Source organism: Nostoc sp. UHCC 0870, from assembly GCF_022063185.1.
GTDB lineage: Bacteria > Cyanobacteriota > Cyanobacteriia > Cyanobacteriales > Nostocaceae > Trichormus.
On the sequence record NZ_CP091913.1, the window covers coordinates 2,047,501 to 2,069,938 of the forward strand.

Below are 22,438 nucleotides of genomic sequence, written 5' to 3' on the forward strand. Positions count from 1 at the left end.
GTTCTATTTCACTCCCCTTCCGGGGTTCTTTTCACCTTTCCCTCGCGGTACTTGTTCACTATCGGTCACACAGTAGTATTTAGCCTTACGAGATGGTCCTCGCTGATTCACATGGGATTCCTCGTGCCCCATGCTACTCGGGATTCAGCTACTATCCTTCAACTTTCGACTACAGGACTTTCACCTCCTCTGGTGCAGTATTTAGCTGCTTCGTCTAGTCTCCAAGATTCGTTATCGCTGTCCCACTACCCCAATCGGTAAACCAATTGGTTTAGGCTCTTCCCCTTTCGCTCACCACTACTTAGGGAATCTCTTTTGATTTCTCTTCCTCCAGCTACTAAGATGTTTCAGTTCGCTGGGTTGGCTCTTTCCTGTCTATATATTCAACAGGTAGTATTTAGGGTTGCCCCATTCGGACATCTCCGGCTCTTCGTTTGCTTCCAACTCCCCGGAGTATTTCGTCGGTAACCACGTCCTTCTTCGCCTCTGTGTGCCTAGGTATCCACCATGAGCCCTTATTAGCTTGACCACAAACAATTGGTTTTCATCCGGCAAACACTTTGCTTCCGGCTCTGATTTCTGATTTCTTCACACTGATTTTACTCAGCACTCATCTCTCAGCACTCATCACTTTCTCTCTTCGGTGTTTGCTAATTTCTCGCTTTATCTATGCAGTTTTCAAGGTTCTGGCTGGTTTTCACCCAGCAGTCTAACTCTTTATCGATACATACTTTTATATATCTTTACTGTTAGTTGCTGAATTTTCCGGTTTCTTTTTTTTCAGGTGGAGGTTAGCGGACTCGAACCGCTGACATCCTGCTTGCAAAGCAGGCGCTCTACCAACTGAGCTAAACCCCCAAATCATAATTCGTAATTCGCAATTCTTTATTCGTATTTAATTACGAATTACGAATTAGCAATTACTAATTACTTTCAGGTGGGCCATCCTGGACTCGAACCAGGGACCTCACCCTTATCAGGGGTGCGCTCTAACCACCTGAGCTAATAGCCCAAAAGAACCTAATTATTAGTTTGAAAGCCTTTTCAACTTCTGCGACCGACCTAGGTTAGACCTTCTCAGTCTCTATTCACAACTTTCGCTGTTTTCGTTACTTGAGTGGTTTAGGTCTCCCTATAAAGGAGGTGATCCAGCCACACCTTCCGGTACGGCTACCTTGTTACGACTTCACCCCAGTCACCAGTCCTACCTTAGGCATCCCCCTCTCCTAAAAGTTGAGGTAATGACTTCGGGCGTGACCAGCTTCCATGGTGTGACGGGCGGTGTGTACAAGGCCCGGGAACGAATTCACTGCAGTATGCTGACCTGCAATTACTAGCGATTCCTCCTTCACGAAGGCGAGTTGCAGCCTTCGATCTGAACTGAGCTACGATTTCTGAGATTTGCATCACATCGCTGTGTAGCTGCCCTTTGTTCGTAGCATTGTAGTACGTGTGTAGCCCAAGACGTAAGGGGCATGCTGACTTGACGTCATCCCCACCTTCCTCCGGTTTGTCACCGGCAGTCTCTCTAGAGTGCCCAACTTAATGCTGGCAACTAAAAACGAGGGTTGCGCTCGTTGCGGGACTTAACCCAACATCTCACGACACGAGCTGACGACAGCCATGCACCACCTGTGTTCGCGCTCCCTAAGGCACTCTCCCCTTTCAAGGAAATTCGCGACATGTCAAGTCTTGGTAAGGTTCTTCGCGTTGCATCGAATTAAACCACATACTCCACCGCTTGTGCGGGCCCCCGTCAATTCCTTTGAGTTTCACACTTGCGTGCGTACTCCCCAGGCGGGATACTTAACGCGTTAGCTCCGGCACGGCTCGGGTCGATACAAGCCACGCCTAGTATCCATCGTTTACGGCTAGGACTACTGGGGTATCTAATCCCATTCGCTCCCCTAGCTTTCGTCCCTCAGTGTCAGTACAGGCCTAGCAGAACGCTTTCGCCACCGGTGTTCTTCCTGATCTCTACGCATTTCACCGCTACACCAGGAATTCCTTCTGCCCCGAACGTACTCTAGCTCTGTAGTTTCCACTGCCTTTACAAGGTTGAGCCTTGCTCTTTGACAGCAGACTTACAGTGCCACCTGCGGACCCTTTACGCCCAATCATTCCGGATAACGCTTGCATCCTCCGTATTACCGCGGCTGCTGGCACGGAGTTAGCCGATGCTTATTCCTCAGGTACCGTCATTTTTTTCTTCCCTGAGAAAAGAGGTTTACAACCCAAGAGCCTTCCTCCCTCACGCGGTATTGCTCCGTCAGGCTTTCGCCCATTGCGGAAAATTCCCCACTGCTGCCTCCCGTAGGAGTCTGGGCCGTGTCTCAGTCCCAGTGTGGCTGATCATCCTCTCAGACCAGCTACTGATCGTCGCCTTGGTGGTCTCTTACACCCCCAACTAGCTAATCAGACGCGAGCTCTTTCTCAGGCGGCAAGCCTTTCACCTTCCGGCACATCCGGTATTAGCCACCGTTTCCAGTGGTTGTCCCCGACCTGAATGCAGATTCTCACGCGTTACTCACCCGTCCGCCACTAGAATCCTAAGATTCCCGTTCGACTTGCATGTGTTAAGCATACCGCCAGCGTTCATCCTGAGCCAGGATCAAACTCTCCATTTTGTTGAGTCTTTCTTTTAGCTCTTTTGGCTGCTCTTTTACCACCTCAGCCTGGTGTCTTTATTTTCTTGACGCAGGGTAGTTGCTTTTTTTAGGCTTTCAAACTATAATTTTTTCAAGGTTCGGTTGCCCCCCGGACTGCGCTTCGTCGCGCTCTTCCCTTCAGGCACTTATCCAATATATCTAACTTCTCTTTCAGTGTCAACTCTTTTTTTCTAATTTTTTTTTGCGTTCTTGTATTTCTCTTCAGAATCCTTGTTAGATAAGCATTCCAGCCTAGAATATTTCTGCTATTTTCTATAATCAACATAGTTGAGCAAATCATCTACATGATTTTTTGTTTTTTTTGAGTGCAGCATCACGAACTGCTTGATTTAGCAGGTATCCAAAACCAGCAGATTCTAGACGAGCAATGAAGTCCTCGGTAGTTTGTGAGAGTGCTTTGGCGGTTGCTTCGAGATTCCAGTTTTGTTCGGCTAATTTGCTCAATAGGTAGGCTCGGCGAATTTGTGCTTCTGATAGGCGGTAAGTTTTGAGATATTCTAGTTCTCCTGATTCACGGATGATTGCTTCACCAATATAGTTTTCGTGTTTGGGTTGTAAGTCGGTGATGAACCTTTGCAGCAGAAAAGAGCCAGATGTGTACACTATCTGAGAATTTAACTGACGTTGTAGTAATCCCTCTGCCATGAAGCCTTGGAAGGATGCCCAGTCCTCTCGCATTTTAGCGATCGCTTCTCCCAAATCTGCCAAACTATTAATCTTGGAGTCATCTATATTGGTCTCCATAGGCCAGGTTGTATCGTAAAGTAAGCTGTACTGGTAAATTAATTCACCATAAAAGTCTTCTAAAAGGCTGGTATGCAAGGCGCGATAGTCTTCTGGGGTGGGAACTAAAAAAGCTGATGCTAATGATTCAGCAACGAAGACTAACACCCCAACTTGTCTTTCATGAATTTCAAATACGCGTAAAGCATCTTCCAAGCCAGCAATGTAACGTCCACTCACGGAAGTTTCGTAACGCGAACCCAATCCATGAGAAAGTGCATATTTAGAATATTCACTCCAAGCAATTGTCAGCCCTGAGAAAAACAGCGATAAAAAACCTTCCATTGCTAGGTGCAAGGGCAAAAATCTCAGTTGGTTAGCTGACTCTCGTTTGGCCATGCGGTGCATTAAACGCACGCTTGCACAACCATATTCTTGGCGTTTACCATCGGACTTAAGTATTTGTCCGCCACAGACTGCTACAGGACTACCATCATCAGTCCACGACATGACTAAGCTGTGGGGAACATAAGAAAAATATTTGATCCCGGGTTCTGTGAGTCTTCCTTCCAGTCCGACAACTGTTATATCCTCTTGGTAGGAACGACGCATTAAGCGCAAATCATTACGTATATTCTGCCGAATTAGTGGGACAATACGGACTGCGCCTCTGATTTGTGAGGGGGCAATTTCTAATCCTTTCAGCGAGATATCTGTTAATAATCTTTTCTTCTGTGCCATGTTTAAGCCCTGGCGGAATTGTTCAACATTTGTTGCACTCTTGCGGCTAAATAAGCCTCTAGTTCTGATAAAGGTGCAGAACCATCAGCAAAACTGGCAAATCCGAGCATTGTTGGTAAATCTTCTGCATCTCTAAGTCCAACCGTGGGGATGCTAGGGCTGAGGTTATGTAATGAAAAGTCCTCAGCATTAAACACCGGGTTGCAGTGAATGATGGAAGTTTTTTTCTGGGGATCTAATTTGGTGCGATAAATTCGTAATACTTCTGCTGCACCGTTGGGTGGATCGTTTTCGCAACCATCAGAGACAATCACTACTAATTCTGCGTCGGATGCTAAGGCTGCTAGTAATGGTGTTGCTAAGTCAGTCTGTCCAGCAGGACGGGCTAGGAGTGGATCTGCTGTGGGTACTGTCCAAAAAGGGCGATATTCTTGTGATGCGGCTTTGAGTAGGTAGTGTGCAGCAACGGCTACACCCAAGGGACGGCGACGCTTTTCACTAGAACCGGAACTGGAATAGCTACAATCTAAGACGGCTGCAACTTTTCCTAATTTTAAAGGTGCTTTTTTTAACGTGTTTTGTGCCGATCGCTCCAAAGCTTGGGTTAAAATTTCTTGTTGCTGTTGTCGTGTTTCTAGGGGTAAGGAAAGGATATATAACGCCAGTTTGGTGAGGGGAAGACGACCCAAATCTACATCTATATATATATCGGCTTTTTCAATACGTGCTGCCGCATTTTGCCAACGCAACTTTTCCCCCAAAGTCATTTGGTCTTGAATTCGAGATAAGAAAACTTCGCGGGGGATTTTATGTTTTTTGGACAAGCCTTCGGCGACTGTAAAAGGTAGCGTGTAAACGGCTTCAGCACTGTAATGTGCTTGGCGAAAGTTTTCAAATAATTCGGTGGTATAAACTTTTTGTTGCCAGTTGCGAAACAGAAAATTACTTAATTCACCTGGTAATTTTAGGTGTGCATGGGTGGCGATCGCTCTGACTTTAGCACGATACTTCACAGCATCGAAATTTAGATCACGCCGCATACTTAAATAATCCCGTGCGATCGCTCTACTGCGACGATTATTAATTTTTCTTTGGCGTAGTTGTTGCAATACTCCCCAAGCTCTTTGGGGCGGTAAGGTGTTGAGTGCATGGGCAATCAGCGCGCCTTCTTCTTCTCGATGTTCTGGAAGTGTATTTTTTCCTGTGGCTAGTAGTTTCAGGATGATTTGGGCTTGATTGAAATGGTTGATACCTGCTGCTAAGGAACGGACATACAGTAGGCGGTAATTACCTAGAATATAATCATGTAAAAAATCAATTGATAGTCTTTGTCCGTAAGCATCATCATAAAATTCACGCTGTCCTGTGCAAGCTAGGCAAGCATTGATAAACATTACCAAATCTTCTTGTGCAACTTGGTCGGAACGGTTGGTAGTCATAAGCATAGAAATTGAAGAGGGTGCTGTTCGGGGAAAGGCGGCACAACTGGCTAGGACAGTTTTACAGACTGGGTTCGGAAGTTGTACCATAGTCCCGCGAACAGCAAGACTTTTTAAGCGAGTGATTGAGGCTTATAATTTTTTTAACGCAGAGTAACGCTAAGTCTACGCAGAGGAGCGCAGTGTGTTTACTCCGTTAATTCACTAAGGCTGTAGTTAATCGTTGCTGGGTTTTGGAGAGATGCTGGAGAAGTAATTCGGTAGATTGGCTCAAGGTTGTCAAAAAAATTCCTGTTTCGCTTTCTATATCGGATGTTAACCAAATGCCTTTGAGAATAACTTCGGCTGAGGACGTGTCACAAGGGCAAATTTCTATGGGATGTTCTTGAGATAGTTGTTCTAAGTCGGGTATGAGAGATGATTCCGTTGCAATTAGAAATGTCGCTGTGGTGGGTTCAATGTAAAGTTTTGTAGCAGAACGCAGAGCTAACATAACTCTTTTGCTTACCCAATCCGGCAAAGATTCGTTGAGATATTCTAGGTAAACGCTGTTTTCTGTGTAAGTTAGTTTTAACATAATCGTTTTTAGTAATATTTTTTTGTTTGTTGATTTATAGATTGAGGTTTCTATTTATATGCTTGAGTTGCCCTGTCTATAAATTCAGAATATGCGGAGGAGTTTCCCCTAAGCTAATCAGGGTGTTTATCGGCTCAAAAGCTTGTAAAGTCTGGTTGTTCAAGCTGGGGGAGATTGGTAAACTTAGGGGAATCCCCCAACTTTATTAATTTCGGCGACAATTGGGATGGCAAGACCGAGTTATGGAGCAGAAGCAAAAAGGCGATCGCGGCATTTATTAGGGTTGCTGTTGACTTATGCTAATGATGCAATGGACTGCGATGAATCAGCTTTAGATGCTTTGCGTCCTCAGATTCAAACTCGTTGGCAAAGTGATTATCGTCTAGTTGTCAGAACCAAGGTGCGATTTCTCCAGTCACTAACAGCTTTAATTCCTGGTGATGTGGAATTAAATGCAGCACAAATTAAGGAATCCTTGAAGCGGTTTGCTGATTTTTTGGAGATTTTAGAGGATAATCGTCCATCTCGTGGAGGTTCGGAAACCTGGCACTTTACCCTCAATTTGTGGCATAAACGCCAAGATATCACAGCTAACTTACAACAATTTGATCGGGAGTGGGAACGTCGTCGTCCAGAAAAGTCTCAGCAAGTAGCAGCAAGAAAAGAGATATGTATTGAAAACACTTCTTCTTTACTTCTAGATTGGCAACAAATTTGTCGTGCTGATTTAGAAGTCAATAATATTAAACGCCTCACAACTAATCCTCTCACGATCGCTGATGGTGTCAGTTTTGAATTGGATCAAGTTTATGTGTCTTTGGGATTGGTGGAACAAAAACAGCGATCGCATTATCATCATGATGTCACTCCACAAGAAGGTTCTCGTTTATACGAACCAGAAGATACGGAAGTTACTCAAACTTTTGACCATGAGGAATTTTTGCAACAGGTCATACAAGCAAAACAAAGCAAACGGATTGCCATTATTGGCGAACCAGGAGCAGGAAAAACTACTTTACTGCAAAAAATCGCTACTTGGGTAGTAGAAAATACCACAGACTTGCCGATTTGGATTTCTTTAGCAGACTTACAGGGTAAAAGTTTAGAACAGTATTTAATTCAAAATTGGCTACCTTCAGCTACTCGAAAGTTACGTGTTTCCGCAGAGATAGAAGAGGAATTTTGCCAACAGTTTAATCAGGGAAAGGTATGGTTATTATTGGATGCGGTAGATGAAATGGCGATCGCATCTACCTTGGCTTTAGCAAAAATCGCTAGTTATCTCAAAGGTTGGATCACAGATGCTACAGTGATTTTGACTTGTCGCCGGAATGTTTGGGATGCAGGGAAGAATGTTTTAGAAAGTTTTGACACCTATTGCAACTTACATTTTACTTACGGTGATAGTCATACACCAGACCGGGTAAGTCAATTTATTCGGCAATGGTTTCGTGCAGATTCAACTATAGGCGAAAAACTACGATTTGAGTTAGAGCAACCCAAAAGGCGACGAATTAGAGACGCAGTTAAAAATCCTTTACGGTTAGCTTTGCTGTGTCGTATTTGGGGATTAGGAAAAGGAAAATTCCCTACTACTAAAGCTATGTTATATGAGCAATTTGTTGAGGCAATTTATGAGTGGAAACAAGACCGCTTTCCGACAACTTTAGGTCAGAGACAACAATTAAATCAAGCATTGGGACAATTAGCACTATTGGCTATTACTCAAGAGAAAACTAAATTTCGCTTAAAACATAGCTTTTTATGTCAAGTGTTAGGTAATCCTGATGATGGATTATTTCAATTAGCTTTGAAATTGGGTTGGCTAAATCAAGTTGGGATTTCAGAAAATTTAACAGAAAAAGTTTATGCGTTTTATCATCCAACTTTTCAGGAATATTTTGCTGCCCAATTTGTAACAAATTGGCGGTTTTTTTTGAATTTGCAAATAGAGAGTAGTGAAGATTTTTCACTAGATATAGAAAACAATTATCGTATTTTTGAACCACAATGGCGGGAAGTAATTTTACTATGGCTAGGTAGAAACGATATACCACAAGCTGATAAAGCAGCATTTATTGCAGCTTTAATTAACTTTGAGGATCAATGTGGTGGATTTTATAGTTATCAAGCCTACTTTTTAGCAGCGCAAGGTATAGCAGAGTTTGGAGATTATCACAATGCTGATAATATTATTCAGCAATTAATTAAGTGGCGTTTTGGCTATTTTGATACTCAGAAACAAAAGTGGTGGAGATATCCGCCGCCAATTGTGGAAGGTGCGCGGGTAGCATTACTCAAAACTGATCGTGTAAAGGCGATCGCAGCCCTAGAGCAATTTATTCAATCATGTCAAAATGAGTTTGATAGCTGGAATGCTGCTTACAGTCTGGGTAGAACTTTTGACCCTGGAAATAAAATTGCGATCGCAACACTGGAAAATTTAGTTAAAACAGTCCGTCATGAATCTATCCGTTGGCAGGCTGCATATAGCTTGGGTAGAATAGACCCTAATAACTCTATTGCGATCGCTGCCTTAGTACAAGTAATTGACTCCACTAAAAATGAAGCCACACGCCGCAAAGCGGCTTATTCTTTAGGAAAATTCGATAGGGGTAGTGTGTTTGCTATTTCTACTTTAGAAACAATAGCTGCATTAAGTAAAGATAAGTCACAACAAAAACAAGCTGTAGAAAATTTAATGGTCTTACGGCGTAGTGAACTTACACCTAAAAAAGACAGTCAGCATCTACCAAAATATCAAGCTATATCTTCTCATTATTCTGCCAAAACAACAGCATTAATTAAAGGTATTACATCCTGTGATGATGAAAATATTCAAAGACGCAGAGCTTATAAATTAGCACAATTTGATCCAGGTAATGATCTAGCACTGACAACTTTATTAACACTGCTAAAATCAAGTAAAAGTAAGTCTTTAAGCAAACGAGCAGGAGATAATATCAAGGAAACTATTCTTTATAAACAGCTTCCAAAGGTAATTGGAGCTTTAAATGAATATTTTGTTGATGGGTCACAAGAACAAAATTTACAATTATATTGTGATGCCTATAAACTAATTTGGTACTGTGCAGAAAATATGAGTTATCAAGAGTTCTATCAAGCTTGGCATAGGAGTTACTAAATTTTAGTTTTTTAAGGCGGAGATTCGCATTCGCGCCGCATCTCGCAGAGTAACGCAGATATTTTATGACGTAAATGCCTGGAATTTTCAAGAATTGGGGATGCACTTGTCTTTGCTGTATTCTTCGTATAGCGATCGCTCCAAGAAGCTGTACAGGTAAGTTCTGATACATTAAAGCTACGCAGGAAGACGAAAAAATAAAGGTTTTGGATATTTAACAGTCTAGGGGTCGAGGGTTTCAACAATTCGGCTTTACTTTCCCCTAAACCAAAGAGTTTTTTTTAAATCTTTAAATAAGATTGGCATGAATGAAGGGATCACTGAGCAAATTTTGCTATGCTGTACTCTGTAATCTGGTTTTTGCCTGCTTAACAATAGGGCAATACTATTGAAGTTTAGCAAGCTAAAATTGCCACACAGTGAATTCACATACAGTGTAATTTTTTTCCCAACCAAAAGTTAATAATTTACTGTAGGTATTTAGACGATTGCTCTCAAAAGTTGATATTTTTTTATATAGAGGGGCAACAAGCTCTGTAAGCAATTGTCTAGCTCTGTTGTACTCACTTAAGCTCATTTTGCATTTTTTTATGAGTCATCATCTACCCGACACCAAGATACCTGCTCCGTGCATTGTTAACACGGGCATTATTGTCAATAAACTCGACATTAAGCGATTATTGGCTGATTTAGGTCGAGTCCGCTACATCTACACCCAAGAAGACAAGCTACTGAGCGAGGGTGAAGGGGATGTGATGGAAGTGTTTGCTAACCCGCAACGGTCTACCTTAGTCGCTAATAGTGCGCTTTACCTGAATGTTGAGAGTTTTGATTATTTGGAACTTAAGCAGTCTCTGCAACAAGAAACTTACTTTGATTTAATGCAAGAAGGTATGTGTTTGCGACTGATTCCCTTATCCACGCCTTTGCAAGAACGTCAACAGAGACAATGGAATGTCAGTGCGATCGAGGCGATGATGGATGAGGTCCTGGCTGCTAGATGGGATGCAGAAATTGATGACGACTGTTCTGATGCGTTTTAAATAAAAATCTAAATAACATATACTCAAAAAGTCACAAATTGGTAATAGATAAACGGTACAAGATGAAGTAACATCAATTGCTGTTTGTTTATTACCAATTATGGTAAAAATTTACACTATTCCTAAGTTCTGATTAAGTTTGTCCATATAGTTAAATCAACTTATTTTTACCTTGAGTGCCATATTTGATTTTCAGTCTCTGGCTCGTTGTAGCCAGACCAAAGCCAGAGCAGGTGTATTTTTTACCCCTCATGGTGTTGTAGAAACTCCCCGTTTTATGCCTGTGGGAACGCTGGCTAATGTGAAAACTGTTACCCCAGCCCAATTAAAAGAAACTGGGGCGCAGATGGTTTTATCTAATACCTATCATCTCCACCTCCAACCAGGGGAAGCAATTGTTGCTGGTGGAGGCGGTTTGCATAAGTTTATGGGCTGGGATGGCCCAATGCTGACTGATTCTGGTGGGTTTCAAGTATTCAGCTTAAGTGAAATGCGGAAAATTACAGAAGAGGGGGTAACTTTTCGCTCTCCTCATGATGGGCGAATTATTAAGTTAACGCCAGAACGCTCGATAGAAATCCAGAATATTCTGGGGGCTGATGTCATCATGGCCTTTGATGAATGTCCACCCTACCCAGCTACTCGCCAGGAAGTAGAAGCTGCGACTGAGCGTACTTACCGTTGGCTAGAACGTTGCACTGTCGCTCATCAGCGTAGTGATCAGGCATTGTTTGGTATTGTGCAAGGAGGTGTATATTTAGATTTACGTGCCAAAGCTGCTCATGCTTTAACTCAGCTAGATTTACCTGGGTACGCTATTGGCGGTGTGAGTGTGGGAGAACCACCAGAAATGATGGCGCAAATTGTCCAAGCTACCGCGCCCTTGTTACCACCAGAAAAGCCGCGTTATTTGATGGGTGTGGGGACGTATAGGGAAATGGTAATTGCGATCGCCTCTGGTATAGACTTATTTGATTGCGTGATTCCTACCCGTTGGGCTAGACACGGCACAGCAATGGTCAAAGGTGAACGTTGGAATTTAAAAAATGCAAAATTTCGTGACGATTTTACGCCACTAGATGAAACTTGCCCTTGTTATGCGTGTCAAAATTTCAGCCGTGCTTATATTTCCCATTTAGTGCGATCGCAGGAAATTTTAGCTTATACCTTATTGAGCATTCATAATATTACTGAACTGATTCGTTTTACCCAAAAAATTCGTGAAGCTATATTAAGCGATCGCTTCATGGCAGAATTTGGTCATTGGCTCAATTCATCAGACAATGGGGAATCGGCAATAGAGAATGAGGAATAGGATTTTTAGATGTCAGATGGAAATCCAATCCAAAATCTAAAATCCAAAATCCACTCATTAAATTGCCCAATTCCCAATGCCCAAACCGTGTTAAGATACATCTCAATTATGAAAGCTGTGTTGGATTAGGTGGATTTAAACAAACATGGAAGCAGCACTATTATTAGCAAAATTGCCTGAAGCTTACCAAATTTTTGATCCTTTGGTAGACGTTCTCCCAATTATTCCCGTTTTCTTTTTATTGCTTGCTTTCGTATGGCAAGCCGCAGTGGGATTTAGGTAAGTCAAGAAACTAACAATTGATGGGACAGGTAAAATACCTGTCCTATTTTTTTGTGCTTATTTTCTCTTGATAATTCTTAATTTTTTGTAATAAATTAGGGTAGACTCAGTAATATAAATGTATAGCCCGGCCAGCGTGCAGTTAAAGAGGAATTATTCAGTTATGGGCAATATTAAATTTGTCAAAGAAAACAAAGAAATTATAGCGGCGGATGGTGCTAATCTGCGGCTAAAAGCAATAGAAAATGGGATTGACATCTATAAGTTTATTGGCAAGATGACAAATTGCGGCGGCGGCGGTCAGTGTGGTACTTGTGTAATTGAGATAGTTGAAGGCATAGAAAATCTTTCTACTCCTACAGATGTGGAAAATCGGATGCTGAAGAAAAAGCCTGCCAATTACCGTCTCGCTTGTCAAACCTTAGTCAATGGCGCAGTCAGCGTAGTAACTAAACCTTAATCTTTTTAATTCTTCCCTGCATTAACCTTTGCAGGTAAGTAAAAAAAAAGAGCTAACACTGGCGTTGATGATGCTATTCTAAAATTGTTGACTGGAAATTAGAGAGAGGCTTCCTTGCCATGCAAGTTAATGAGCTAGGGTTCGTAGCGAGCATTCTGTTCGTGCTAGTTCCCTCCGTATTTTTGATAATTCTTTACATTCAAACTGCCAGCCGCGAAGGTAAAAAAGATAGTTGATCATTGTTTGTATAAAATAAAAAACCCCTATGCCATATGGTATAGGGGTTTTTATTGATCAACTGCTAGACTGACAAGGAAATTAAGCCGTTGTTCGTGCTAATAAAACAGGACAAGTTGCATTGACTCGCACATAGTCTGATAAAGAAGCACCGATGAGTCGGTCGATATCGACAAAATTTTTCGCAACCGATGGACGGCGATCGGGAGAACCGAGTAATAATAAGTCTACGTTCAGCTGTTCTGTCAAGCGACAAATTTCTTCTCCAGGTTTGCCGCTACTAGAATAGCAGCGAGTTGACACACCGTATTTTTGCGCTTCGGCTACTGCTGCGGCTAACACTGGGTTTTTGTCTGGGCTAATTTCAGCCACTTCTGAGGTTTTACCACGTAAATCAGTAGTGACGTTAGCCAAAATTAATTGACTACCCTGAATACCTTGCAGTAAGAACAAAGCTAAATTTAAGCAATGTTTCGCTGCATCAGAGTTATCCATCGCTACCATGATGCGCTTAATTTTTTTGACATAAATGTCATCCTTAACCAGCAACATGGGACGAGAAGACAATTGAAACACATACTGACTTACTGAGTTCGATAAAATTGATTGCAGACGCTTGAGTCCACGAGAACCCATAATAATTAAGTCAGCATCCATTTCATCTGCTACTTGACAGACAACATCTTTAGGATCGCCTTGGCGCAAAATCGAAGATACTTGAGAAGGGTCTAAATTCAATGATTGCATGGCATTCGCCAGAATTTTTCCCCCCTCCTCCCATTTATCTGTCATTGCCGCCGAAGTGCTTTGAGCAGGAACAACGTGCAGAACGGTTACTTTTGCATTGTGGATTGATGGCACTTCCTTCAAAGTTTTGAGCATTTCTTCGGCGTGTCCTAACCCAGAAACCGCTAGCAAAATCTTTTCTATCATTGTTACGTCTTGTTGTTAAGGTTGCTTGGTGTTTAATCTTTAGTAGTTAATGCCGATGAGATTGTCACCACTTTGCTCAACAACCTAGTAATTAAGCTAGCACAATTGGACTTTTAATCATTAGCCATTAACACTAAAAGTAGTAATTGTCTTAAATACTAATGATTTTTTAAGTTTTTTTGTGGCTTATTTACTTAACTTTTCAACTAGGTTTCAATAATTAAGCTTACTCTTAATATTGCCTGATAAAGTTCACAATTTATGATGTTAGTTATTTTTTTTAATCTATATTAAATATTTTTAATTAGAAAATAATTAAGTATTGCAAAATTGGTGAATATCTAGGGCGGGTAAATCCGCCTTTTTTTGACAGTACATTCGCATTAACTCACTGAAACTGAAGACGGTAATTTTAATAGCCTGGTGACTGTAGCAATTAATTTATTGGGGTCAACAGGTTTAGAGATATGTTGCTGAAACCCAGCTTTGAGAGCTTGTAGACTGTCATCCTCACTAGAAAATGCCGTTAGAGCGATCGCTGGAATATGGCCTCCCTGTTGTGCTTCAAGATTACGTAATTTCCGAATCAGAGTGTAGCCATCTTGTTCTGACATTCCAATATCACTAATCAAAATATCTGGTTTTGATTGTTCAATCATTGCTAAGGCTGTATCAGTTGATGCGGCAATATCCGCGATCGCGCCATACTCTGCCAACAAGAAAACCAAGAAATTCCGAGTATCGGTTTCATCATCAACAATTAATACCTTGATGCCCTTGAGAGGAGTGGAATTAAGGGCAAGAATATTTTCTCTTGGTTTACCAAAAGTCTCTTTGCTTGAGTAAATCAGTGGTAACTGCACAGTAAAAGTTGCACCTTGCCCTTCTCCTGGACTGTCCGCAGCAATTGTGCCTCCGTGCAACTCTACCAAATTTCTGACGATCGCCAGTCCCAAACCTAGTCCACTGTGCGATCGCGTGGTAGTGCTGTCTGCTTGTCGGAAACGCTCAAATACGTTGGGGAGAAAGTCCTGATCAATCCCAATTCCTGTATCTATAACTTTGATTTGAGCGCAAACAGCAGATTTACGAATACTCAAAGCAAGAGAATTAGAAGACTGCTGATTCTCTTTTCCAGTTAAGAGTTCCCCTTGAATTGGGCTTTTCGATTCTATACCTTCTAGGTGGACTTCTACTTGACCACCTTGGGGTGTGAATTTAATAGCATTGGTGAGGAGATTCCAGACAATTTGCTGCAACCGCGCTGGATCACCACAGACTGAACCCAAGGTAGCATCAAGAGCAGTATATAATTTAATCCCTTTTGTATCCGCTAAGGGTCGCACTACCTCTAAAGCGGCTTCGATCACAGTAATAGGATTAACAGCACAGAAATTGAGCCTCAGCTGACCCCGAATAATTCTTGATATATCTAAAATATCTTCAATTAGTTGCACCTGAGTATTAGCATTACGTTCAATTGCTTCTAAGGCGCGGGCTGTGGCTTTTTCGTCTAATTTTTTGACACGCAGGATTTTTGACCAGCCCAGCATTGCTGTCAGGGGTGTGCGGAGTTCATGGGATAGTACCGCCAAAAACTCGTCCTTCATGCGATTTGTGGCTTCTGCTTCTTGTCTGGCGGTTTGTTCCCGAATCACTTGCGCGCGGATTTCTTCGGCTTGTTTACGGGTAGTAATATCTTCTAAAGTCCCAACATAACCCAATAATTCGCCTTGATTGGAAAGCATAGGTGAGGAACGTACCTGTACCCACCGCACACTACCATCAGTTGTTTGAAACTGGAATTCTTCTGAATAATTGCCACCTTGTTGAATATATCTAGACCAACTAGCGATCGCTCTTTCTCTATGTTCTGGATAAACTGATTCTAGCCATGTTATTTGTAAACTCTCTACAGCACTCAATTCACAAATTGCCTGATAACGGGGATTAGTATATTTACATAACCCTTCTGTGTCTATTTCAAAAATCCCTACAGGCGAACAGGTACTCAAAGAACAAAATCTTTCTTTACTTTGCCGTAGTTCGGCATTAATGGCGGCGAGTTGATCTGCTTGACGTTGGACTGCTTCAGTTTTCTTAAATAGTTCTACAAACACCGTCACTTTAGACAGCAAAATATTCGAGTCTAGGGGTTTGAGGAGATAATCCACAGCCCCTAAAGCATAACCCTTAAATAGCATTTGATCGCTGGTACTAAATGCTGTCAAAAAGATAATCGGAGTTTGACGCGATCGCCCCCGGCTACGAATGAGGGTAGCAGTTTCAAAACCATCCATCCCTGGCATTTGCACATCCAACAAAATTACGGCGAAATCTTGATGCAGCAGACACCTTAAAGCTTCCTCGCCAGTAGTCGCTCTGACTAAATTCGCACCCAAACGCTCCAAAATAGCCTCTAGTGCCAGCAAATTTTCCAACTTATCATCCACCAGGAGGATGTTTACTTTGGGTTCGGGCTGCATGAGTTCAGTTCCCTGTAGAGTGACAAAGATTGACTAGTAAATGAGAAATATCTGGTAGCGGCAAAATCCAATCTACTGCCAGATCAGAAATAGCTGCGGCAGGCATAATTGGACTTTGGGCTGTGCTTGGCTCTTGTACGATGGTAATACCTCCCCGTGCTTTTACTTTTTTGAGACCTTGTTTACCATCTTGATTAGCCCCTGTCAATATCAGACCAATAACTCGTTCTGCATAGATATCAGCTGCCGATTCAAACAGCACATCTATAGATGGTCTAGCATAAGAAACAGGTTGATCAATAGAAAGAGCAAAATAACCAGGTTCGACTAATAAATGATAATCTGCCGGTGCTAAGTATACTCTACCTGGTATGATTTCATATTTATCTTCTACCTCCTGGATAGGCAATAATGTGTATTCTTGGAGTAATACCTTGAAAGTTTCGTCAGATTCTTTGTGACGATGTTGCACAATTACTATCGCTGCGGGAAAATCGCTAGGTAAATCACCTAAAATATTTTGTAACGCCGACAATCCTCCTAAAGAAGTTCCAATTACTACAATTTTAAAGCACACTAATTTAGCCTCCGGTAAAGCTTTTCACCTTTAGCTATTTCTTCATAATATTGCTCATATGGCGTAAATCTGAGTGATTCTTGCCTGCCTAAACCCAAAATTCCAAAATTACACAAACTGTTATAGAACAATGTATGTACTTGTTTTTGCAGTATCTGATTGAAGTATATTAAAACGTTGCGGCAAAATATGACATTAAATTCATTAAAAGAACTGTCAGTGGCGAGATTATGTTGGGCAAAGATCACATTGTCTCTTAATGAGGCGCGAAAAATGGCATGGTCATAAGCTGCGGTGTAGTATTGTGAAAAAGACTCCTTGCCACCTGCTTTTAAATAAAGCTGAGTATACTCTTGCATGAGTTTGAGAGGAAAAATACCAGTTTTGGCCGTTTGCAATACCTTTTCATTAGTATCGGTAGCATATATGCGACAACGATGATACAGGTTTTCTTCTTGTAGTAAAATTGCCATTGAGTAGACCTCTTCCCCAGTGGAACAGCCAGCGTGCCAGATGCGAATAAAGGGATACGTTCTCAGTAGTGGTACTACGTTATGTCTAAAGGACAGATAAAAACTGGGGTCACGGAACATTGATGTTACATTGACTGTAAGATCCACTAAAAAGCGATCCACACAGGTGCGATCGTGTAGTAGCTTTTCTTGTAATGCAGAAATATTCTTTAAACCCTGAGAGTGCATAAAGCTGTGAATTCGTCGTTTAAGAGAAGCTAGGGCATAATTACGGAAGTCATAACCGTAGTATTGGTATAAACCTTCCAATAACAACTGAATTTCAATGTCCTCTAAACTGGGTTTAGGCAAAATCATATTTATGATTGCAAAATATATAGCAATCCTAAGTCATTAGGGGAGAGCCAATAAAACCAATTCGCAATTCGCAATTCGCAATTCGCAATGGACTAACGTCCCGCTCCGCTCTAAGCGTTGGCGCAGCCTCTCTGACAGGAGAAGCTATGCCGCAGGCTTTACGCAACGATGCTCCCACTCCATTTCGATCTAAGCGCAGCTATGCCGCAGGCTTTACGCAATTAAGTATCATCAGATCAAAGTGAAGTTATGCAATGGAAAAAAATACTACTTGTACAACCAAACCCTGAGTAGTGACAGCAACTGTTCTGTATCTACGGGTTTAGTGATGTAATCAGAAGCACCGGCTTCGATACATTTTTCGCGATCGCCTGGCATGGCTTTGGCTGTGAGGGCAATAATTGGTAGGGTGCGAAACTGTGGTTGTTGGCGAATGTAATGGGTAGTCTCATAGCCATCCATTTCTGGCATCATTACATCCATTAAGATGCCATCAACATTAGGGTTGGCTTGTAGTCTCTCAATCCCGTCTCGCCCATTTTCAGCAAACAGAACTTCCATTTGATAACTTTCTAACAGGCTAGTCAAGGCAAAGATATTTCTGAGGTCATCATCGACAATCAAAATTTTGCGATGAGCTAGCACAGGGTCAGTTTGTTGCAATTGTTCGAGGATTTGGCGTTTGGCTGGGGGTAAGTTGGCTTGGACTCGATGCAAGAATAAAGCCGTTTCATCTAACAATCGTTCAGGCGATCGCACATTTTTAATAATAATTGTCTCTGCTAATCTTCTTAGTTGCGTTTCTTCGTGGCGGGTGAGTTCTTTACCAGTGTAAACAATGATTGGGAGTTTCAAGAGGTTCGGTTCTTGCTTGATGTATTCAATCAGTTCTAAGCCGGTCATGTCAGGCAAACCTAGATCCAAGACAATACAATCAAACTGCCGCGTTTTTAAAATTTCTAATGCGGCTGTTCCCGTATTTACAGATGTACTCTGCACATCTGTGTTACCGATGAGTTCGATAATACTTTGAGCTTGCACCGGATCATCTTCTATCACTAAGAGATGTTTGACTTTCCGCGCAATAAAGCTTTTCATCTCAGTGAACACCTGATTGAGTGCTTCTGTTGATACAGGTTTTTGTAAATAAGTGATTGCTCCTAACTGTAAACCCCGTTGTTGTCTATCATCTACAGACATGATATGGACTGGAATATGTCTAGTTTGGGGATCGTGTTTTAATCGATCTAACAGTGTCCATCCGTCTATGTCTGGCAGATTGATGTCTAAGGTAATCGCTTCTGGCTGATACTCTTGTGCTAATGCTAAAGCCTGTTTGCTTTGGAGCGCAACTATAACCTTAAAACCTTTTTGTTGTGCCATTTCTAGGAGGATGCGAGCAAATTTTTCATCATCCTCAACGATGAGCAACACATGATCACCTGGCTGAATTTTTTGGCGATCGTCTGGGATTTGACTGGGGGATGGTTCGATCGGCTTTTGGATGGGAGTTTCTCGCAAAGTAGGAGATGGAGGCAATGAGGTAAGAGGCTGAGTTTCTCCACTGCTAGGATAGGTTTGGGGTAGATAAAGTGTAAAGGTGCTTCCCTGGCCTAGTTGGCTAACAAGTTCTAAGCTACCGCCTAACATCTGCGTTAGTTCGCGGCTAATGGACAAGCCTAAGCCTGTTCCTCCGTACTTACGACTGGTTGTACCATCTACCTGCTGAAATGCTTCAAATACAACCTGTTGCTTTTCGGGTGGAATACCAATACCTGTATCACTAACAGCAAAGGCAATCATCTGATTGTCAGTATTGAGTGCAGCCATACTAATTGTTAAAGTTATGCCTCCCTTTTCAGTAAATTTAAAGGCATTAGATAAAAGATTCTTGAGTATTTGTTGCAAACGTTTGGCATCACTCACAATTGTTGGAGGCAATTGATCATCTAGTTGAATATCAAAACTCAATCCTTGATTGTAAGCAACTTGAGAGAAACCACGTTCCAGATAATTATATAAATCTACAAATTTAATTGCCTCTAAATCTAATGATAAAGTCCCAGATTCAATCTTTGCTAGGTCTAAAATGTCATTAATTAACTCTAATAAATCAGTGCCAGCAGAGTATATAGTTTGACTGTATTCTATTTGTTTACTAGTTAAATTACCTGCGGTATTATCTGCTAAAAGCTTGGATAAAATCAATAAACTATTTAGTGGTGTGCGTAATTCATGAGACATATTAGCCAGAAATTGAGATTTGTATTTAGAAGATAAGAACAATTGCTTGGCTTTTTCTTCTAAAGACTGTCGAGCTTTTTCAATTTCTTGATTCTTGCGGGCTACTTCTTGATTTTGTACTTCTAGTAATTCAGCTTTTTCTTCAAGTTCTTCATTAAGCTGCTGTAATTCTTCATTTGACTGTTGTAATTCTTCTTGTTGCTGTTTGAGCAGTAATTCTGACGTTTCTAATTCTTGTGTCTGCTGTTCTAAAAGTTGGTTATTCTGTTTTAGCTCATTAGCTAAATCTACAGATTCCTCTAGTAACTTTTGAGTTTGTAAGTTAGCAGCAATATTATTTATAAATACTCCAATGATTTGACAAAATTGGTCTAAAAATATCAATTGTAATTCCTTGAATTTCCCTAAAGAAGCAAGTTCGATTACCGCCGTTACTTTGTTCTCAAATACGACAGGTAATACAATAATATTCAGAGGTAAAGACGAACCCAAACCCGAACTAATACAAATGTAATCCTGAGATACTTCTGTTAATAAAATTCTTTGTTTTTCTAAGGCACATTGTCCTACTAGTCCCTCACCCAAACGAAACTGGTTAGCTAGCTGTTTACGCTCGTTATAAGCATAGCTACCTAACATTTTTAGTATAGGCTCTTGCTGCATTTCATCCATTATGTAAAATACACTTTGTTGTGCGCCAACCAGTGGTGTAAGTTTAGATAAAATCAACCTTGATACGCTTTCTAGTTGGCGTTGTCCTTGGAGCATTTGAGTAAATTCAGCCAAATTAGACTTGAGCCAATTTTGCTCTTCATTTTTTGTGGTGCTGATTTGCAGATTTGCCACCATTTGGTTAAAGGTACGCGTCAATACACCAATTTCATCTAGGCGATCGTTATTTGGTAAACTGACTGATAAATCTCCACTAGCCATTCTTTCTGATGCCTCAGAAATTCGCTTTAGTGGGGTAGAAATATGGCGAGTCAGCAAGAACCCAACTAAAGCCAATAAAAAAGATACTAAAGGAATACTATAAGTGATGCTAGTGAGTGTCCGATTAGCAGCAATCTGCGCTTGATTTGTTCGTAACTCTAATAGTCTCAATTCCTCTGCTTTCATTATTTGACTCAGGTTACTGATTTCTACCATCAGTTCTCTTCCCTCATCTGTAAGCATGGCTTGACGAGCCGCATCTAATCCTTTTTCTTCCCGTAGATCAATCACTTTTTTCATAATAGTGATTCTTTGATTGATTAGTGGCTGTAACCTATCAAAACGATGCTGTTGCTGGGGATTATCTAGAGTCAGATTTTCAAGTTCGGCAATTTTTTTATCCAGCACTTTTGTAGCTGCTATATAAGGTGCTAAATAACTCTGTTCTCCAGTAAGAATATAACCTCTTTGTCCAGTTTCAGCTTTATTTAATTGAGTGCTTAGTTCTTCTATTTTACTAAGTACATTATATGTATGTTTTTCTTTAAGTGAAGCTGCTATTAGTTCTTTGGTACTTTTGTAAGATATCAAACCTATTGTACTCAATATTAATAAACTCAAGGCAAAACCTGCTCCAATTTTAGAGCCAATTTTAAGGCGGTTTAACATTATTACTGGGGACGTTTTACTTACGATAATTTTGCTCAGATGTGAAAAATTATGATTGAATATAGCAATTTTATTTAACTCATCAAACTGCATTGCTCCGATTTTTTTGAGAAACTAAGGTCATTAGCTCTTGTCTAGCAATGCTAGTGGAAAGCTAATATTTTACTTTGCCAAGTACCATAGAAAACAAATACTTATATTTACCCTTTACATTTTATTGTAATTAAAGCTACGAAGTTTATTGTAATCATTAGGGGTTGTTGAGAAACAACCTTATGTTAACTAAAATTTCGTGCTGAAGTATAAAAAATTGAGGTGTTTCATATGTCAGGTAATTTTTACGTGTTTATGTCAAGAGTTTTAGTAACTTTTATAGCTAGTATATTAACACTATCTCATACCTCAACAGCACAATCTACTGTAGATTTAGTGCCAACAACGAGTCCAATACTATTAGCTAAGACTCGTTTTATTTCACCTTTGGAACAACAGGTAGTTAAAGAAATGAACAAAGTCAGAACAAACCCCAAGGCATATATTCCCATCATAGAAAATTATAGAAAACGCTTTCAAGGCAATCGCGTGAAACTTTCCAGTAATACCTATCTTGTCACACAAGAAGGAGTCAAGGCTGTTGATGAAGCGATCGCTTTTCTCAAGTCAGTCCTTCCTGTGGGAACATTAAGGATATCTAAGGGAATGTCTTTAGGTGCTAGAGATCACATTAAAGATCAGAGTGCAAAAGGCACAACTGGTCATAATGGTAGTGATGGTAGCACCCCTTCCACTCGCATTAATCGTTATGGTAGGTGGCAAACTACAGCAGCCGAAAATATTAGTTACGGCCCTAACACTGCCCAAGATATTGTGATGCAATTAATTATTGATGATGGCGTACCATCACGGGGTCATCGCACCAATATTTTTAATGGTAATTTTAAAGTGACTGGTGTTGCCTATGGCACTCACAAGGTTTATAGAACAATGTGTGTAATTACTTATGCTGGAGGCTACATAGAAAAATAGCTGTGGCATTGAGGATTGCACACAGATGATATACTTTTCAAGATATTCGCCATCCGCGTAGCTTCTCGTAGAGCAGGTGAAATCCTTCCCTGGAATGGGTCTAGGGTGT

At 41.0% G+C, this 22,438-nt stretch carries 15 protein-coding genes, 2 tRNA genes and 2 rRNA genes (1 of these 19 cut by a window edge); 7 read left to right on the forward strand and 12 right to left on the reverse strand.

Features of this window, described 5'->3' with window-relative positions; translation table 11 throughout:
* From L6494_RS08870 to L6494_RS08900, 7 genes are all read right to left on the reverse strand, one after another.
* Positions 1–529 (reverse strand): 23S ribosomal RNA (locus L6494_RS08870) (it extends 2,303 nt beyond the left edge of the window).
* Positions 530–785: 256 nt separating this feature from the next.
* Positions 786–858: transfer RNA gene (locus tag L6494_RS08875), tRNA-Ala, on the reverse strand.
* Between the two features lie 80 nt (positions 859–938).
* Positions 939–1,012, reverse strand: a tRNA-Ile gene (locus L6494_RS08880).
* 124 nt (positions 1,013–1,136) lie between these two features.
* Positions 1,137–2,627: ribosomal RNA gene (locus tag L6494_RS08885) — 16S ribosomal RNA — on the reverse strand.
* Together the 16S and 23S rRNA genes with 2 tRNA genes alongside form the textbook arrangement of a ribosomal RNA operon.
* A 318-nt stretch (positions 2,628–2,945) precedes the next feature.
* Positions 2,946–4,133: an ARPP-2 domain-containing protein gene (locus tag L6494_RS08890; RefSeq protein WP_237993914.1), complete on the reverse strand. Its 1,188-nt coding sequence runs from the start codon at positions 4,131–4,133 to the stop codon at positions 2,946–2,948.
* Positions 4,134–4,135: 2 nt separating this feature from the next.
* Positions 4,136–5,578 (reverse strand): hypothetical protein, encoded by a 1,443-nt coding sequence (locus tag L6494_RS08895; RefSeq protein WP_442947008.1) that lies wholly within the window; start codon positions 5,576–5,578, stop codon positions 4,136–4,138.
* Between the two features lie 190 nt (positions 5,579–5,768).
* On the reverse strand, positions 5,769–6,149 hold the full coding sequence (locus tag L6494_RS08900) for an alr0857 family protein (RefSeq protein ID WP_237993916.1): 381 nt from the start codon (positions 6,147–6,149) through the stop codon (positions 5,769–5,771).
* A 226-nt stretch (positions 6,150–6,375) separates the two neighbouring features.
* Between L6494_RS08900 and L6494_RS08905 the strand changes: the two genes are divergently transcribed.
* The 6 genes from L6494_RS08905 (at position 6,376) to psbM (ending at position 12,630) form a co-directional block, all read left to right on the forward strand.
* Positions 6,376–9,294, forward strand: coding sequence for a HEAT repeat domain-containing protein (locus tag L6494_RS08905; RefSeq protein ID WP_237993918.1), 2,919 nt, complete (start codon positions 6,376–6,378; stop codon positions 9,292–9,294).
* A gap of 590 nt (positions 9,295–9,884) precedes the next feature.
* Positions 9,885–10,337: a hypothetical protein gene (locus tag L6494_RS08910; RefSeq protein ID WP_237993920.1), complete on the forward strand. Its 453-nt coding sequence runs from the start codon at positions 9,885–9,887 to the stop codon at positions 10,335–10,337.
* Positions 10,338–10,509: 172 nt separating this feature from the next.
* Positions 10,510–11,652: a tRNA guanosine(34) transglycosylase Tgt gene (tgt, locus tag L6494_RS08915; RefSeq protein WP_237993923.1), complete on the forward strand. Its 1,143-nt coding sequence runs from the start codon at positions 10,510–10,512 to the stop codon at positions 11,650–11,652.
* 145 nt (positions 11,653–11,797) lie between these two features.
* The gene (locus L6494_RS08920) at positions 11,798–11,935 is read left to right on the forward strand and encodes a photosystem II reaction center protein K (RefSeq protein WP_010995059.1); all 138 of its coding nucleotides are present in this window, start codon (positions 11,798–11,800) and stop codon (positions 11,933–11,935) included.
* A 162-nt stretch (positions 11,936–12,097) separates the two neighbouring features.
* Positions 12,098–12,394: a 2Fe-2S iron-sulfur cluster-binding protein gene (locus L6494_RS08925; protein ID WP_237993925.1), complete on the forward strand. Its 297-nt coding sequence runs from the start codon at positions 12,098–12,100 to the stop codon at positions 12,392–12,394.
* Positions 12,395–12,513: 119 nt separating this feature from the next.
* Positions 12,514–12,630 carry a photosystem II reaction center protein PsbM gene (gene psbM / locus L6494_RS08930; RefSeq protein ID WP_237993927.1) on the forward strand — a complete coding sequence of 39 codons (117 nt, stop codon included), beginning with the start codon at positions 12,514–12,516 and terminating at the stop codon, positions 12,628–12,630.
* Positions 12,631–12,712: 82 nt separating this feature from the next.
* On the opposite strand, the gene L6494_RS08935 is transcribed toward psbM, so the two are convergent.
* From L6494_RS08935 to L6494_RS08955, 5 genes are all read right to left on the reverse strand, one after another.
* Positions 12,713–13,564: a universal stress protein gene (locus L6494_RS08935; protein ID WP_237993929.1), complete on the reverse strand. Its 852-nt coding sequence runs from the start codon at positions 13,562–13,564 to the stop codon at positions 12,713–12,715.
* Between the two features lie 383 nt (positions 13,565–13,947).
* On the reverse strand, positions 13,948–16,050 hold the full coding sequence (locus L6494_RS08940) for a response regulator (RefSeq protein ID WP_237993931.1): 2,103 nt from the start codon (positions 16,048–16,050) through the stop codon (positions 13,948–13,950).
* A gap of 4 nt (positions 16,051–16,054) precedes the next feature.
* Positions 16,055–16,627, reverse strand: coding sequence for a chemotaxis protein CheB (locus L6494_RS08945; RefSeq protein ID WP_237993934.1), 573 nt, complete (start codon positions 16,625–16,627; stop codon positions 16,055–16,057).
* Positions 16,627–17,457, reverse strand: coding sequence for a CheR family methyltransferase (locus tag L6494_RS08950; protein WP_237993936.1), 831 nt, complete (start codon positions 17,455–17,457; stop codon positions 16,627–16,629). Before L6494_RS08950 ends, L6494_RS08945 begins: the two co-directional genes overlap by 1 nt.
* Positions 17,458–17,724: 267 nt before the next feature.
* Positions 17,725–21,303 carry a response regulator gene (locus tag L6494_RS08955; RefSeq protein WP_237993938.1) on the reverse strand — a complete coding sequence of 1,193 codons (3,579 nt, stop codon included), beginning with the start codon at positions 21,301–21,303 and terminating at the stop codon, positions 17,725–17,727.
* Positions 21,304–21,627: 324 nt separating this feature from the next.
* On the opposite strand from L6494_RS08955, the gene L6494_RS08960 reads away from it, so the two are divergent.
* Complete coding sequence (locus L6494_RS08960) at positions 21,628–22,329, forward strand: CAP domain-containing protein (RefSeq protein ID WP_237993940.1); 702 nt, start codon at positions 21,628–21,630, stop codon at positions 22,327–22,329.
* Positions 22,330–22,438: the final 109 nt, after the last annotated feature.

Bases quoted from the DNA above. Each gene is read 5' to 3' on its own strand.
- L6494_RS08935 (WP_237993929.1), bottom strand. From the start codon at position 13,564: ATGATAGAAAAGATTTTGCTAGCGGTTTCTGGGTTAGGACACGCCGAA.
- L6494_RS08925 (WP_237993925.1), top strand. From the start codon at position 12,098: ATGGGCAATATTAAATTTGTCAAAGAAAACAAAGAAATTATAGCGGCG.
- L6494_RS08910 (WP_237993920.1), top strand. From the start codon at position 9,885: ATGAGTCATCATCTACCCGACACCAAGATACCTGCTCCGTGCATTGTT.
- L6494_RS08890 (WP_237993914.1), bottom strand. From the start codon at position 4,133: ATGGCACAGAAGAAAAGATTATTAACAGATATCTCGCTGAAAGGATTA.
- L6494_RS08955 (WP_237993938.1), bottom strand. From the start codon at position 21,303: ATGTTAAACCGCCTTAAAATTGGCTCTAAAATTGGAGCAGGTTTTGCC.
- L6494_RS08960 (WP_237993940.1), top strand. From the start codon at position 21,628: ATGTCAGGTAATTTTTACGTGTTTATGTCAAGAGTTTTAGTAACTTTT.
- L6494_RS08895 (WP_442947008.1), bottom strand. From the start codon at position 5,578: ATGCTTATGACTACCAACCGTTCCGACCAAGTTGCACAAGAAGATTTG.
- L6494_RS08900 (WP_237993916.1), bottom strand. From the start codon at position 6,149: ATGTTAAAACTAACTTACACAGAAAACAGCGTTTACCTAGAATATCTC.
- psbM (WP_237993927.1), top strand. From the start codon at position 12,514: ATGCAAGTTAATGAGCTAGGGTTCGTAGCGAGCATTCTGTTCGTGCTA.
- L6494_RS08905 (WP_237993918.1), top strand. From the start codon at position 6,376: ATGGCAAGACCGAGTTATGGAGCAGAAGCAAAAAGGCGATCGCGGCAT.
- L6494_RS08940 (WP_237993931.1), bottom strand. From the start codon at position 16,050: ATGCAGCCCGAACCCAAAGTAAACATCCTCCTGGTGGATGATAAGTTG.
- L6494_RS08920 (WP_010995059.1), top strand. From the start codon at position 11,798: ATGGAAGCAGCACTATTATTAGCAAAATTGCCTGAAGCTTACCAAATT.
- L6494_RS08950 (WP_237993936.1), bottom strand. From the start codon at position 17,457: ATGATTTTGCCTAAACCCAGTTTAGAGGACATTGAAATTCAGTTGTTA.